Origin of the sequence: Aerosakkonema funiforme FACHB-1375 (assembly GCF_014696265.1) — a bacterium.
Lineage (GTDB): Bacteria > Cyanobacteriota > Cyanobacteriia > Cyanobacteriales > Aerosakkonemataceae > Aerosakkonema > Aerosakkonema funiforme_A.
The window spans coordinates 14,703-29,090 of the sequence record NZ_JACJPW010000106.1; the positions used below are offsets into that span (position 1 = coordinate 14,703).

Annotated in this window: 14 protein-coding genes and 1 pseudogene; 9 read left to right on the forward strand and 6 right to left on the reverse strand. The window is 45.9% G+C overall.

Features of this window, described 5'->3' with window-relative positions:
* Positions 1–27 precede the first annotated feature (27 nt).
* The gene (locus H6G03_RS29385; protein WP_190472753.1) at positions 28–435 is read right to left on the reverse strand and encodes a GFA family protein; all 408 of its coding nucleotides are present in this window, start codon (positions 433–435) and stop codon (positions 28–30) included.
* Between the two features lie 65 nt (positions 436–500).
* Between H6G03_RS29385 and H6G03_RS39015 the strand changes: the two genes are divergently transcribed.
* Entirely contained in the window at positions 501–629 is a 129-nt protein-coding gene (locus H6G03_RS39015) for a hypothetical protein (protein WP_255512296.1), read from the forward strand.
* A gap of 125 nt (positions 630–754) precedes the next feature.
* On the opposite strand, the gene H6G03_RS29390 is transcribed toward H6G03_RS39015, so the two are convergent.
* Entirely contained in the window at positions 755–964 is a 210-nt protein-coding gene (locus tag H6G03_RS29390) for a hypothetical protein (protein WP_190472756.1), read from the reverse strand.
* A gap of 229 nt (positions 965–1,193) precedes the next feature.
* Here H6G03_RS29390 and H6G03_RS29395 point away from each other — a divergent pair, with 229 nt between their 5' ends.
* The 3 genes from H6G03_RS29395 (at position 1,194) to H6G03_RS29405 (ending at position 3,320) form a co-directional block, all read left to right on the forward strand.
* Positions 1,194–1,547, forward strand: coding sequence for a DUF952 domain-containing protein (locus H6G03_RS29395; protein ID WP_190472759.1), 354 nt, complete (start codon positions 1,194–1,196; stop codon positions 1,545–1,547).
* Between the two features lie 86 nt (positions 1,548–1,633).
* Positions 1,634–2,809 carry an NAD(P)/FAD-dependent oxidoreductase gene (locus H6G03_RS29400; RefSeq protein WP_190472761.1) on the forward strand — a complete coding sequence of 392 codons (1,176 nt, stop codon included), beginning with the start codon at positions 1,634–1,636 and terminating at the stop codon, positions 2,807–2,809.
* Between the two features lie 172 nt (positions 2,810–2,981).
* Complete coding sequence (locus H6G03_RS29405) at positions 2,982–3,320, forward strand: S-layer protein (protein WP_190472764.1); 339 nt, start codon at positions 2,982–2,984, stop codon at positions 3,318–3,320.
* A 102-nt stretch (positions 3,321–3,422) separates the two neighbouring features.
* On the opposite strand, the gene H6G03_RS29410 is transcribed toward H6G03_RS29405, so the two are convergent.
* Positions 3,423–5,300, reverse strand: a complete 1,878-nt coding sequence (locus tag H6G03_RS29410; protein WP_190472766.1) for an iron uptake porin — start codon at positions 5,298–5,300, stop codon at positions 3,423–3,425.
* 153 nt (positions 5,301–5,453) lie between these two features.
* Between H6G03_RS29410 and H6G03_RS29415 the strand changes: the two genes are divergently transcribed.
* The 5 genes from H6G03_RS29415 to H6G03_RS29435 all read left to right on the forward strand — a co-directional run bounded on the left by H6G03_RS29415 (position 5,454) and on the right by H6G03_RS29435 (position 11,131).
* Complete coding sequence (locus H6G03_RS29415) at positions 5,454–7,214, forward strand: serine/threonine protein kinase (RefSeq protein ID WP_322111998.1); 1,761 nt, start codon at positions 5,454–5,456, stop codon at positions 7,212–7,214.
* Between the two features lie 99 nt (positions 7,215–7,313).
* Positions 7,314–7,670, forward strand: coding sequence for a DUF6825 family protein (locus H6G03_RS29420; protein WP_190472770.1), 357 nt, complete (start codon positions 7,314–7,316; stop codon positions 7,668–7,670).
* Positions 7,671–8,050: 380 nt separating this feature from the next.
* Positions 8,051–9,859, forward strand: coding sequence for an ABC1 kinase family protein (locus H6G03_RS29425; protein WP_322111999.1), 1,809 nt, complete (start codon positions 8,051–8,053; stop codon positions 9,857–9,859).
* 31 nt (positions 9,860–9,890) lie between these two features.
* Positions 9,891–10,625, forward strand: coding sequence for a PP2C family protein-serine/threonine phosphatase (locus tag H6G03_RS29430; protein ID WP_190472773.1), 735 nt, complete (start codon positions 9,891–9,893; stop codon positions 10,623–10,625).
* 308 nt (positions 10,626–10,933) lie between these two features.
* Positions 10,934–11,131, forward strand: coding sequence for an NblA/ycf18 family protein (locus H6G03_RS29435; RefSeq protein WP_190472776.1), 198 nt, complete (start codon positions 10,934–10,936; stop codon positions 11,129–11,131).
* Positions 11,132–11,597: 466 nt separating this feature from the next.
* Here H6G03_RS29435 and H6G03_RS29440 read toward each other — a convergent pair whose 3' ends face one another.
* The 3 genes and pseudogenes from H6G03_RS29440 to H6G03_RS29450 form a co-directional block, all read right to left on the reverse strand.
* A complete protein-coding gene (locus H6G03_RS29440; protein ID WP_190472779.1) occupies positions 11,598–13,292 on the reverse strand; it encodes a serine/threonine protein kinase in 1,695 nt (564 codons plus the stop codon).
* A 362-nt stretch (positions 13,293–13,654) separates the two neighbouring features.
* Positions 13,655–14,101 carry a hypothetical protein gene (locus tag H6G03_RS29445; protein WP_190472782.1) on the reverse strand — a complete coding sequence of 149 codons (447 nt, stop codon included), beginning with the start codon at positions 14,099–14,101 and terminating at the stop codon, positions 13,655–13,657.
* A gap of 57 nt (positions 14,102–14,158) precedes the next feature.
* Positions 14,159–14,287, reverse strand: a pseudogene (locus tag H6G03_RS29450) (anhydro-N-acetylmuramic acid kinase); the annotation flags it as partial.
* Positions 14,288–14,388 lie beyond the last annotated feature (101 nt).

Consider the following 14,388-nt stretch of genomic DNA (forward strand, 5'->3'; position numbering starts at 1 on the left):
ATTTTTCTTTCCCGACGCCCTAGCCCCTTATGATGGTTGCACTCGCGAGTGCAGTTGGTCTATACTTTGTTCCCAATTGGCTCCGTCAAAGGGAATAATGCGAAATTTAGACATCGCATCGCCATCCAGACAGCGCACGTTTACATCGTAGTCGTTAGGATGCGATCGCGGTCTATAAAATGCGTGAATTCCGCAAATACCGCAGAAAGTATGTTTCGCGACACCAGTATTAAATGTATAAGTCCTCAAAACATCTTCACCGCTTAGCAGCGTAAACTTTTCCGGCGGTACAATCAGATGTAAAAATCCCTTTTTTTTGCATATCGAGCAATTGCATTCGTCCGCTTCGTGCTTCTCCACCACCACCCGAAAGCGGACAGCGCCACAGTGACAGCCACCATCGTAGATTACGGGTTTGTCGATTTCTACAGTCATTTGATTAAACTCCTTGTCGCCCCAAATTTTATCATATTTTCGCTCATTTCAGGCTGCTGTTGGCAATGCGTGAAGTACCGCCAAATAATTTGCGATCTAATTCCAACATCGCACAAATACGAACTCTAGTTTCTCAGATCGAACCGACTGACGAACAGGTTGTCCAAATTCCGCAAACAACCAGTTTAGGTTGAGTGTAAATTTGGTCGTTTGACCTTGTGCAAGAGTGGAGATAACCAAAAAGTTGCTAAACAGAAAAACAAACCTGTTAAAAATTTAGATCTGAATCTAGACATCTTATATTTAGATGCCAACCGATTTAAATATCATCTTCATCAATTAAATCCAGCAAAGCATTCAAGCTGCCTTCAAAATCAGCTTCTAACTGTTCTTTTATTGGTCTGAGTTCTTCAGCAAACGGTTGATTGTTAATTTGGCCATCAAAAGTTTCTATAATTGTCTTTATAGCTTGCAGCCTAGCGGCAAGCGTTTTAATCGTTTGCCACTTCTCGCTAGAAAAATCACTCATGTTTAAGAGGGGGTTACGAGATTGGTAGATTAGTATTACTGGTTTCAGAAAGATTACCTTATCAAGGTTAAATTTAATTTATAATGATATTAAGTTTGGTTTATTCTGGAAATCCTTTTAGCTGGCTATCATCTTAAATAGCTACAACGATCGGAAACAAAGGTGATTTCTGCGCGAGAGCCAACCTATTAACAAAAATTTGCAATAACATCAGAGAGGATAAAATCGAATGAAGATAATTTTGCATATCACGAAGCGCGAACAATGGGAGCAAGCACAACTCGATGGCTTTTATAAAGGCGATACATTAGAAACAGAAGGATTTATCCATTGCTCAACACCGCACCAAGTTGTCAAAACAGCCAACAAATATTTTGACAATCAAAAAGGTTTGGTAATTCTTTGGATCGAATCTGACAAAGTTCGAGCGGAAATTCGGTACGAAGGTGTGGGAGAGGAACATTATCCTCATATTTACGGGATCTTAAATATTGATGCAGTTACCCAAGTACTAGATTTTGAACCGCTTGACAATGGCGAATTTGAATTACCGACGAACTTAGGTGATACAATGAAGGAATAATTTAACCAGGCAGAATGGAGAACCAACAAAATCAAAAGAGCATTGTTGGTAATCGATGTCCAGAAAGAATACTTCACAGTCTAAAAATGAAAACATACGATTGGATTGTTATCGGCGGCGGGATTACTGGTGCGGCACTTAGTTACGAACTGGCAAAAAAAGGGTTTTCTGTACTTTTATTAGAACAAAACGCCGCACCAAATAATGCGACTCGCTACAGTTATGGCGGTTTGGCATATTGGTCGGGGACAACAGAATTGACTCGTCAACTGTGCGCGGAAGGAATCAATCGCAATCGCATTCTCTCCCAAGAATTAGACATCGATACACAATTTCGCGAATTAGATTTAATCCTAACTATTGATGCCGAAGATAACCCGGAAAAAGTTGCAGCAGCATACAGCCAATGCGTCATCCCTCCCAAGTTAATTAGTGTAGAAGAAGCTTGTGCGATCGAACCTTTACTCAATCCAGATTCTCTGAGTGGTGCTTTAACAGTAAAACACGGTCACATCAACTCAGAATTAACCGCCCAAGGTTACTGTCAAGCGACAATTAGGAGAGGCGGGGAGATACAAATTGCTAAAGTATGGGGATTTGTTCGAGAAGGCGATCGCATTTTGGGAGTACAAACTAACATTGAAACATACCACAGCCTCAACATCGTTGTTTGTGCAGGTGGGATTAGCCGACAATTGCTCAAAGATGCAGGCATATCGGTACGCCTGTATTTTTCCCATGCCGAACTGATAGAAACTCCTCCCGTCGATTTGCAATTAAATACCTTAGTAATGCCTGCCCAACTGAAACGCTTTCAACTAGAAGCTCAAACAAGCGCGGCTGAGTTCGATAACTTATGGAACGAGGGTCAGAAACCAATACCGTCGCCAAATGCTACCATTTTAGATGCCGGTGCGATTCAATTTCAAGATGGCAGCATTATAATGGGGCAAATCAGTCGCGCTCTCACCGACCCGTATGCCACAATAGACCCAGAAGCCAGCGAAACTGCTATTCGAGCCGAAGTTGGAAAAGTCCTACCCGCATTGGGGAAATTGCCGGGAACGTGGCATCACTGTTTAGTTGCTTTCAGCCACAATCGCTTACCCGCAATCGGTAAATTACCAAGCATAGAAGGTCTTCACATATTTTCCGGATTCAGCAATCCGCTGGTATTCGTACCGCCTCTAGCCCAAAGATTTGCCGCTTGGGCAGATGGAGATAACGATCCGATTATCGAACAAATTGCGATCGCACCCTAATCTATTGCCAAAATTTTGATTACCGGCATTGTCAACTTATTTTAGATTTTGGATTTTAGATTTTGGATTGGCTGGGTAATGAGCGAACAAAGCAACTTTCAAAAACAAAAAACGTCTTTGTTATAACCAGTAAAATTTTACCTTTAGTTACAGTTTTTTTTAGGCCAAGTTTATGCAATTAAAAATGTTCGCATTTGCCACAATATTGGCTCCCCTTTGCTTAGCAAATCTTGCACAAGCGCAAAACTCCCAACCGCTCGACTCCGACAGACAGACAGCCCAAGCGCGGCCAACAGCAGAACAAGTTCTCAACGCTTGCGTACAAAATCGCGCCGATACTCTGCCAATTCCCTTCACTGACGTATCGCCCAACGATTGGGCTTTTAAAGCAGTAATGAACCTGTATTACTGCGGTGCGATCGGCCCAAATACCCCTCCCGAAGTTATTGAAAAATTGAGGAATAATACGCAACAGCGATCGGTCTTACCCTCAAGGGATATGACATTTTAAATTCACTCTTGTTTTTTCTAACCATTTTCTCAATTGGTAATGTTTAGATATTTTTAATAATCTAAACATTACTTAGTTAAAATGACAACTAACAACTGCTCGTTAAAAGCGAAACTGAGTTCGCAAATTGCCGACAAAAACAGTGGGATTATCGTCAAAATTGTTAATGTTGTTGATGATATACAAAGCTGGAACAACGGCTATGTTCTCAGTTACGGGAAAGAAGTAACCCAACTCAATATCGTATTGAGTACCACCATTGCCACCACCAGATACAAGGAATTCGCGACCATCCAAAATATCAAAAGGCACAACAAACGATATCGTCGCCATTGCGCCGCGCTTGCCTAAATCTGGAAAAGCAAGTCCCGCTTGAATATTTTGTGCGTTAATATTTCCATCCTCTCTTCCAGGCGTAATGGGATCTAAATGGGCGCTGGTATAGTAATAGCGTCCAAAGATACCAAAGCCCCTAGTAATTAACCAATCAAAGTTAACCCCAAAAGTATCCGAAGTGGCATCGTGGAGGCGTCCGCCAAAACCATCATCCGCTACCCCAACAATAGGCTGAAAAGCAATTTGTCCGTCTTGATTTCTAGAAATATTACTACGCTGGTACAGCAGGCGTAAATTGGCAGTTTTAACGGGTTTAAATGTGACTTCGGCGGTAATTGTATCGGCACCGTTAAACAAACCCCTGTTCGGATCGGATGCTGGACGAACACCCGGCAAAAATTCAATACTCTCTGTCAGATAGCCAGCACGCAATTCAAATTGTTTGCTGATGTTCCACTCAATTATAGCTCCTGCGCCGCGCTTAGTGTAGGTTAAAAAAGTGCCGTTAATTGCGTTAAAAGTCGAACCCGTATTGAAAGGTAGGGTAAAAGCATTATCGTCAAAACGAGAATACCAATTTATTCTTGGGCCAATTGATAAACGCAGATTGTTGCTGACTGGGAAGGTATAAACTAAATCGCGAATAATTACTTGATTCGGATTTGCCCCAGCAGTCTGGTCGAAAAAATTAACACCAGTTGTGTTGAATTGACCGGCGGAAGCAATCTCATTTACAGGTGAGTTTCCATTTCCTGCCGCTAGGTTGATTAGCAGATTATCTTTGCCAGTAAAAGAGGTGTTGAATGAGAGCCACACTACGTAACTTAAAGTAGTTTGGGGGTCGTCTGCTTCTCTGACAAATGGTGTGTTATCGTCTAGTCGCGTGGCAGCGAAAGTATTTAACCCTTCGGCTTTGACTTTATCGCCGGCAATACTAGCTGTGGTGATATTGAAGCTGGCAAGACCGCTTAGTTTGGTAGTGGTGGAGAATTGCTGGGTTTCCAGTCTGGCGGTGCGTGCTTCCAGCGCATCTACGCGACCCCGCAGGGTGGAGAGTTCGGCCCGAAATTCTTCTTGCAAACGCCTGATGCGTTCTAAGTCTTCAGCGCTAACGTCCTGACGGATTGTACCGATCAGTTCTTGAATGCGATTTAAGCAAGCATTTAATCCGGCGGCAAATTCGTACCGAGTCATAGCGCGGTTGCCCCGGTAGGTGCGATCGGGATATCCTTCAATACAGCCGTAACGCTCCACCAAGGATTGCAGCGCTTGGAATGCCCAGTCTGTCGGTTGAACGTCAGATAGTTGGGAAACAGATGTTACCTGCCCCATAGGATTTTTTTTATTTCGGTTGGCAGGCGCTGGTTGAGAATTTATCGGTTCTGGAGATAGTTCCGAAAGTGGCGCAATCTGTGCTATGGCTTCACCGTTTAAAGGGCGGGGAACTTGCTGGCGATCGATCGAATCTATGGAGTGAATAAGTTTTAAGTCTTGACTGAGATCCAAGACTTGTTGGTGCGAGCTGCTGTTTGCTTGCACCAGGTTTGGTTCTACTTCTTGTGCGATCGCTTCACAAGATATTACACAACCAGCAATTAAAATTGCTGGACTAAACAACAAAGTCTGCCAAAACAATTTTTGCATATTTCCTCACACCTAAAAATCCAGTCAACTGACATTTCCAAAGTCCGTGCCTCACCACGATGGCAATCGGGCTTCTTAGCACCATTTATTACTCAGGCATTTGACGCTGATGAGAAATATTAACTCACCAAATGCCCGAGCTAAAATTGCTTTGTGGCAAACTTAACAAAGTCGCGCTATCAAAGTGTGTTATTTTTGCTACATAAAATTCAAAACACCCATCTCGATCGCGCACGGCAGTTCTCAGTCAGCTGGATGGCAGTAGGATTATCATGGAAAACTGGCATTGTCTCGCGTCGAGTGACTTTACCCATGAACATAATGGCTGGCAAAGTGCTTCAAAATGGCAAGTACATTCTCGATGCCCCCATTGGCCAGGGTGGATTTGGCATCACCTACAAAGCTACCCACAGCTATCTGGGTCAAACTGTGGTGATCAAAACTCTGCATGAAAATCTGCGCCAACATGAGAATTTTGAAAGATTTCAAGAGCAGTTCGTCGCCGAAGCTCAGCGACTAGCCAAGTGCCAGCACCCGAATATTGTCAGGGTGCTAGATTTTTTTGAAGAGGCTGGGCAGTCTTTTATCGTCATGGATTATATTCCTGGCCCCACGCTGGCAGATTTACTCAAACAAGGCCAACCTTTACCGGAAGCTCAAGCTATTAATTATATTTGTCAAATTGGATCGGCTCTTAGTGTTGTCCACCAAAATGGGTTGCTCCACCGGGATGTTAAACCGCAAAATATTATTCGGCGCGAAGGTACAGAGACGGTAATTCTGATAGATTTTGGTATTGCTCGCGAATTTACGCCTGGGGTAACTCAAACTCACACAGGTATTTTATCAGCCGGGTATGCGCCGATCGAACAATATCTGCCCAGAGGCAGGCGCAGTCCAGCTACCGATATTTACGCTCTAGCAGCGACACTTTATACCTTGCTGGTAGGTCAACCGCCAGTACCGGCAGCATTGCGCGATCGCGTTCCTCTCCCCAAACCAAGACAACTGCAACCCAACCTCAGCCAACAGGTTGAGCAGGCGATTATGCACGGTTTGGAGATGGAAGCCGAACGGCGTCCGCAAACCGTAGAAGCTTGGTTAAATCTTTTACCTAAAAGCAGATTTCAACTCAGCCAACCCACAGTTTCTTTGTCCGCAGTTACAGAACCGCCAACGGGTGAAGAAGCCGAACAGCAAAACGGACAGATTCCCCATCCAAAGAAATTCGATCTGAAGGGATTGCGAGTATTTGCAATTACAGCAGCAATAGGAGCGATCGTCGGTATCGGTTTTGGTTTAACTTTGCGCTTCGGTAATTCTGGCAAACCGATTTTGCAGGAAGAGCAATCTTTTCCTCCCACCAACAATTGGCCTACATCTGTACCGACTGCGCCACCCCCATCAACCCCCGAACCAAACTCCCAGCAAGAATCGTCATCGAATTCTCAATCTAATTCTCGATCTAACTCTCGATCGTCTATCCCAACCGTTGAGCAAAAGGCGACTACTCCGCCACGGCGTTACAAACCAAAATTGAGAGTGCGATCGCCGCAGGCTGTCAATTCTAAAGCCTCTCCTCAACCAACACCAACTCCCCCATCGACTGCTGCGCCAGCACCATCACCAGCAGCCGTCGCACCAGCATCACCAGCGGTTTTGCCAGCGGCGCAAGCACCAGCACAGCCTGCTGTCGCTACACCCAATCCTACTCCTGTCGAGAATCCCACAGGGGTTTCCACACTAGAAGTAGCGCCCTCACCAGCGGCGACCCCAGCGGCAACTGTAGCTAACCCAGAACCTGCACCAGCAAAGGAGCCATCCGATCCACCACCCGCAGTTGTTCAGCCATTACCGCCGATACCTGCGTCGGAGGGAGCAGCACCATCCACAGAATCAACCCAAGAGCCTTAGTTGTTACTTAGGACTAAGGCAGGAGATCTCACAGCAAGCTATAATTTTGGCGGATAGAAAGCATCAAACAATGTCGAGTGTCTCCAGCTAGGAAAAAAGATGAGCAATAATCAGCTTCATGCCTTTTTTGTCGGCAGAGCTATTGCCGAAGCGCTCTACGAACAGCTAGAACAAGCCCTTACCAACGCTGTGAGCGAATTTGGCAAATTTGATGCCGAGCAACGGGAGCGTCTGCGAGAATTCACACTCCAAGCGATCGAACGAGCTAATCGATCTGAAGAAACCACTATGCAGGGGCGGACGACTGCCCCAACTGGGCAGGGCACACGCTACGCCGACGCGACACTGGGTCTGGGTTCCCCATCTGGAGACCTGCAAGCTACCATTGACGAACTGAGGGCAGAAATTGCTCAAATGCGGTCAGAATTGCAACGCTATCGCAGCCGTTCTCTTTGAAACTTCGATCGAACTTCCAAAAATCTTTTGCGACCCTCCCACGGCGATCGACCGTGGGATTGTTGTTGGCAAATCTGGCCCTGGGTAAATACCCTTATCGCGCAACGCCTGTATAGTAGAAGAGATTGGGGCTACCCTCTGCAATCGCTCCTGCCTCCCATAGGACGTTATGGACAGGGATTTAAATGCCTCGATAATTTTGGATCGTGCCCCTGAAGAAAAAGTAAGGTCGGCTCGACCTGAACTTAACGCCTGCGGACAAGAAGATGCCGACATCCTTGGTTGAAGCAGGAAGAAAACACTAAATCGAATTAACAAGTTTAGTTAGATTTAGGTAAGTTTTTCGGAGCAGTGAATGTCTCTAAATTTGGAAACCCGAAGTGTCTGCCCTGTCTGATGAGCCGGTCATGCCGAAGCGATATAAAAGTCGTCCGTCCCCTGAAAAGGGCGATCGCGCCGAAGGTGTTGCCTTCCCAAAGCAAATAGCCTGGTCGCAGGCTACAGGAAAACCTTATAGTGACAAAGCCTACCGTTGGAATCGAGAAAATTACTCTCGTCATCGCCGCTTTCTTGACATTTGGGCTTTCGTGTTAACCCTACTGTTCGAGCTGTGGCTCGACAGTAAACCTTGGAGCTATCCAGGTGGGATGACCGATGCCAAAAAAGCTGTAAGGCGCAGAAAGCAAGCCATCTGGATTCGGGAAACTTTTCTGGATTTGGGGCCAACTTTTATCAAAGTCGGCCAGTTGTTCTCTACTCGTGCGGATTTGTTCCCCGCCGAGTACGTAGAGGAACTGACCAAACTCCAAGATAAAGTGCCCGCTTTTATGTACGAGCAAGCTGAGGCGATTATCGAACAAGACTTGGGGAAAAAAGTACCGGAACTTTACCGCAGTTTTGACCGCATTCCCCTGGCAGCAGCTAGCTTGGGACAGGTACATAAAGCCCAGCTGCATTCGGGTGAAGAAGTAGTAGTGAAGGTGCAGCGACCGGGTTTGGTAAAGCTGTTTACGATCGATCTGGAAATTCTCAGGGGAATTACCCGCTACTTTCAAAACCATCCTGATTGGGGTCGCGGTCGAGATTGGTTGGGAATTTACGAAGAGTGCTGCCGCATTCTTTGGGAAGAAATCGATTATTTGAATGAAGGGCGCAATGCCGATACTTTCCGCCGCAATTTTCGAGGTCAAGATTGGGTAAAGGTGCCTCGCGTGCATTGGCGCTACACCTCACCACGGGTTTTGACTTTGGAATACTTGCCAGGAATCAAAATCAGTCATTACGAAGCTCTGGAAACGGCTGGTTTAGATCGCAAAGCTTTAGCCCAAATGGGTGCTAGAGCTTACCTGCAACAACTCCTCAACGATGGCTTTTTCCACGCCGATCCTCACCCTGGCAATATTGCAGCTAGCCCAGACGGTGCGCTGATTTTCTACGATTTCGGTATGATGGGTAAGATTAAGTCCAACATCCGCGAGCAGCTGATGGAGACGCTGTTCGGCATTGCCCAAAAAGATGCGGATCGCGTAGTTAGCTCTCTGGTAGAGTTGGGGGCCCTCTCACCTATAGAAGATATGGGGCCAGTGCGGCGATCGATCCAGTATATGCTGGATAATTTCATGGATAAGCCGTTTGAAAATCAGTCAGTGGCGGCGATTACTGACGATCTTTATGAAATTGCTTACGACCAGCCGTTTCGTTTCCCCGCTACCTTCACGTTTGTGATGCGAGCTTTTTCCACCTTGGAAGGTGTGGGGAAAGGTTTAGACCCCGAATTCAATTTTATGGAAGTTGCCAAACCTTTTGCAATGCAGCTTATGACCGAAGGAAATGGTTTCGATCCCGCTAACAGCCTACTGGGAGAACTAGGTCGTCAAGCGGCTCAGGTTAGTAGCACAGCTTTGGGGTTACCCCGCCGCATAGAGGAGACTCTAGAAAAATTGGAGCGGGGCGATCTGCGCGTGCGCGTTCGTTCGACTGAGACAGACCGGATTCTCCGCCGGGTCAGCAGCTCTCAGATGGGAACGACTTATGCTTTAATAATCAGCGCTTTTACTCTGTCAGCTACGATCTTATTTGTTAATAATAAAGTAGTGCTGGCTGCGATCGCTGCTATAATTGCGGCTACAGTAGCTGTGGCTTTGTTCCGCCTACTTAGACGGATGGACAAATACGAGCGTATGTTCTGATACTTGCCTCTCTAATGATAGTAACTAAGTTATGAAAAGTCGCTTCACGGGTCTTTCTGACCCCGGACGTGTTCGTCTGGTGAACCAGGATGCTTTCTATGTTGACCCCGATGGGCGATTTTTTATCGTTGCAGATGGGATGGGCGGACACGCTGGGGGCGAAGAAGCAAGTTGGATTGCGACCCAAACAATTAAGTCCTACCTAAACGAACATTGGGATTCGGAGGAAAAGTCGCCAGATCTGCTGGAGGCAGCTTTCTGGAAGGCAAATCAGGCGATCGTCCAAGATCAGCAAAAACATCCGGAACGCTCGGATATGGGCACAACAGCAGTGGTGGTGCTGTTTAGGCGACAAGAAGCTTGGACAGCTCATGTGGGTGATTCTCGTCTCTATCGGCTGCGGGACGCAAAGCTGGAAAAAATTACTGAAGATCATACTTGGGTGGCTCGTGCGCTCAAAGCTGGCGTCCTCAGTCCAGCGCAAGCAAGGGTTCATCCTTGGCGACATATGTTATCTCAGTGTGTGGGTCGCGAGGATTTAGCACAGGTAGAAATACAATCCCTAGATGTGCAAGTGGGCGATCGTCTTTTGCTGTGCAGCGATGGATTGACTGAAGAACTTACTGATGTAGCGATCTCTTCCTACCTCCAGTCCCCTCTCTGGGAACAAGCAGCTTGCGACCTCGTAGACGCAGCTAAAGAACAAGGTGGTCGAGACAACATCACTGTGGTGATTGTGGCAATAGAAGCCTCTACTGATAAGTAGAGCTAATAGATATTCCTATAAGAATAAATACAAAAGCTTAGGTATTTTCACCTAAGCTTTTTGTTCATGCTGAGCAATTTTTTATTTGAGAACTTGCTAAAAATACCATTAGGCGATATGGAACTTCCGGAGCGACATATCTATCTTATGGATCTAGAAGTACCAACTTAGGAGGTATGTGCAATTTGTCAAACGATTGTTATCTTTTGTAATATAGACTTAATAACCGAAACGGTTATGTCTCAACCTCCCTGGTAGAGGTATTAGCAAACCATAAGTCCGCACTATATCTTTTGTAGGATTTACTTATGAATTCACCCATCGAACTGTCTCTCGAACAACAATTCAGCATCTTTTCCTTTAAGAGCCAGGTTGAAAAAATGAACTTGGAGCAAGCACAAGACTTTTTAGTCAAGCTCTACGAACAAATGGTAGTGCGCGAAGCGACCTATCAGAATCTTTTGAAGCACCAATGGGGCTTGGAATCAAACCCTCACTTTGAGTAGAGCTTACTGATGTCGCAGTGGGCGACCTCCTTCTCTTGCTTTGTTCCGAGGGGAAAGAAGCTGGGGATGCTGGGGCGTCAACTCTATTCGTTTATGACCTTTGTTAGTGGACTGGTGTGGGTTTAAACACAGCAGTTGACCAGATCGAAATTTTGAGATGACATGGATGTTGTTCGTTTCTTATAGTCAATCGAGAGAAACATCGACAGTTATCAATGCTGGAATTCTTAATAAAGATGAAAAATATTTATTTGTTGCTAGAGTATTGGTAAAATAGTCCCACAAACGGGGTTTCTTTTGGTTGTTAGGACGTTATTAATTCTGCTAACCCTTGATTCGAGGCTTTTCTTTGCCAAGACCCTAGACCCAGTTATATAATTCGCGAACAAAAATTTTAGAGGTAGTGCCAATCGACGATCGCAGCGCTACCTCTGTTACCCAAAAATATATAGGCAAGCATGATATGCTACTGGCCTAGCGAAGAATTGGCTTCTAATTTCGCAATAATCTGAGGCTTAATCTTCTCAAATTGGGCATAGAGCAACTCTTTACTCATTTTGGGAGAGCCCACGGATATTAATGTTTGACTGGTTTTGACCCATTGTTGTAGCAATTGACATTGAGAGGGAGCTATCCTAACGCTCATAGCGTGCATACAATGTTTGGGTTCCTCCAAGGCAAATAACAACACCCAGTAACGACCTGTCTCCCCTAACAGCCTTGTCATTTCTTCACCTTGGGAAGTCTTCATATCTAAGTAGCAGCGCAACCATTTTGGGCCTGCTTCGCGAGTATAGAGTGCGGTAATCCATAACAGCATAGGATGGGGAGACATTAAAAATAAGAATTGATTGTAGCGCTTACAAATCTGACGCTTCTGAATATCTTCTTTTTTTAACATCACCCATAACGTCGCCAGAGTTTCTTGGTTGGTGGACAAAGAATGAGCAAAGACAATCTCGGCGATCGGTTTGTTGTTTGGCCAGGATTGCTGTCGAACTACTCGCTCAATTTCATCAAGGGCAGACGGTTGCTGGGGTTTTGATGGTGCTGCTGCTGGCTGGGGTTTTGATGGTGCTGCTACTTGTTGGGGTTTTGATGGTGCTGCTACTTGTTGGGGTTTTGATGGTGCTGCTACTTGTTGGGGTTTTGATGGTGTTGCTACTTGCTGGGGTGGTGATGGTACTGGTACCAGATGAGTGCTTGATTCCGTTGTCAGAGGGACGTTAGCCAGAGTTGATTCAATGCGCTGACCGAGCTGCCTACCTGTGCTGTATCGTTGCTCTAGAGGTTCCAACGCCTTGATGATTTCACCAACATTCTGGGGGCGATCGCTCGGTTCTTTAGCCAAGCAGCTCATCACCAAGTTTTCCAGCGCTTTGGGCAGTTTCAAGTTAGGATTGGCGTCTTCAAAAGCTCGAGGTTGCTGGAAGTGATGGACTTTATACCAACCCCCAAACGAGTGGGTTTCTGCTTGTAGGGGCATTTTCCCTGTGAGCATTTCAAACAACAGCACGCCTAGACTGTAGATATCCGAGCGGTTGTCAAGTTCCTTGCCTTCCATTTGTTCGGGGGATGAATAGGCTAAGGTTCCTAAATAATAGTTAGTTTGATCGCTGTCTGCTTGACGCAGTTTGGCAATCCCAAAGTCAAGAATCTTGGCTAACTGCCCGAGACTGGCGTCTTGCACCACTAAGATATTACTGGGTTTTATATCTCGATGGATAATCGGACAGATTTCGCCATCTACAGGGATGCCCTCGTGAGCGCACTGCAATCCCAAACAAATTTGGCGTGCTAAAGCTAAAAATTTAGGTAGAGCAAGAGGGCGGGAGCGAACTATCTCACTGAGGCTTTCTCCCTGAAGATATTCCATGACATAGAACGGAGTTTTATGTTCGTCCACGCCATAATCCATGACTCTGACAATATGGAGACTTTTTTGGCCTAACAAAGCACAGGTTTTCGCTTCTCGCTCGAAGCGTTCCTGCAACCGCAATTTCTGATTTTGAATTGTTAGGGAGAGAAACTTGACAGCGACGGGTACGCCTCCTAGTAAAACATCTTTAGCGCGATAAACCCGACCCATAGCCCCTGTCCCTATCAGCTCTGCTAGCTGATAGCGATTGTCAAGTAAGCGACCAATGTTCGGATCTGTCATTTTGGTGAAGCTCCACCTACAGAAGGAGCGTTAGTGTAATATAAGTGCCGAGAGTTGTTCCACAACCGGGTTGCCAGGGGAATTTATGCAAAATTTTACTCCTACGCCTGAGATGGAAAAAAAGGGTGTGAATCATCGGCCAACCGCAAGATGCGAAACTATACTGGCAAATGATGCAACCTTTACATTTCGGAGATTCCAAGCTGAAGCAGCAAGGGGGGAAGCTCCTTCTCAATTGCTAAGGTTTGCCTATAAAGTTTCAAACTAGAAGTGAAATTCAACTTCTGTCTGCGTGCTAAACCATACAGCTATGCGTGCAACTCAGTTGAACGAACAATAAGATCTACTATTCAAGGATAATTCTATTCTGGCTGACGCTCCAAGAGTGCTTCCATTGTGCTGGTTAGGTAATGGCCTGCCAAAATACTGCTGGAGATATAGTATTGGTTTTCCGTAACTCGGTGCAGAGTTTCAAAACCACTGCGGCGCTGGCGATCGCCCAGCACCCAGTAGCGCTGCACGATCGATTCTGGTGCTACCCAGCCTTCACCCTCCACTCGCCCTAGCAAACTGTGTTGTAGCACAAAAGTGTACTGGCGTTCGCCAGCATCCAAACGACCTCGGTATTGCAGGGCAATTTCTTCCCGATCGCTCTCTGGAAACATCAATTTGGTTACCATTGTGAACCAGTTGTCGCGACTCCATGCCACTAGAGTTAATCCTTTAACAGCTATGGGCATACCGTTGCGCTCAAGCCAGTTTCCCTGCAATCTCCAACGCCCTGCCTCAATTAAAAAGGTGTGAGCCACGCCCCTATTCCTTGTATCGATCGCTCACTGTCCGATCGCAAGCTCTATGCTAACACGCTACGGCGCTGTCACAGATTTAATTTCTCCGAGAAGTACGTCTTTTTGGGCACCAGTTACTTGCTTAAGATTACCGGGAATACCTAAATTTCGCCAGTAGGCTAAAACGGCAAAGGCGATCGCTTCTTTACTGGAGTTTAGACTAACCGCGCTTTAAGGCGCGGTTAGTCTAAACTCCTAGCAATCCAAAACCCCTCAGCTTCTAGCTGAGTCAGAAAGAGCGATTAAAT

Coding starts and splice junctions, on each gene's coding strand:
- H6G03_RS29410 (WP_190472766.1), bottom strand. CDS start 5,300: ATGCAAAAATTGTTTTGGCAGACTTTGTTGTTTAGTCCAGCAATTTTA.
- H6G03_RS39015 (WP_255512296.1), top strand. CDS start 501: ATGCGTGAAGTACCGCCAAATAATTTGCGATCTAATTCCAACATCGCA.
- H6G03_RS29390 (WP_190472756.1), bottom strand. CDS start 964: ATGAGTGATTTTTCTAGCGAGAAGTGGCAAACGATTAAAACGCTTGCC.
- H6G03_RS29435 (WP_190472776.1), top strand. CDS start 10,934: ATGAATTCACCCATCGAACTGTCTCTCGAACAACAATTCAGCATCTTT.
- H6G03_RS29405 (WP_190472764.1), top strand. CDS start 2,982: ATGCAATTAAAAATGTTCGCATTTGCCACAATATTGGCTCCCCTTTGC.
- H6G03_RS29430 (WP_190472773.1), top strand. CDS start 9,891: ATGAAAAGTCGCTTCACGGGTCTTTCTGACCCCGGACGTGTTCGTCTG.
- H6G03_RS29385 (WP_190472753.1), bottom strand. CDS start 435: ATGACTGTAGAAATCGACAAACCCGTAATCTACGATGGTGGCTGTCAC.
- H6G03_RS29440 (WP_190472779.1), bottom strand. CDS start 13,292: ATGACAGATCCGAACATTGGTCGCTTACTTGACAATCGCTATCAGCTA.
- H6G03_RS29395 (WP_190472759.1), top strand. CDS start 1,194: ATGAAGATAATTTTGCATATCACGAAGCGCGAACAATGGGAGCAAGCA.
- H6G03_RS29400 (WP_190472761.1), top strand. CDS start 1,634: ATGAAAACATACGATTGGATTGTTATCGGCGGCGGGATTACTGGTGCG.
- H6G03_RS29420 (WP_190472770.1), top strand. CDS start 7,314: ATGAGCAATAATCAGCTTCATGCCTTTTTTGTCGGCAGAGCTATTGCC.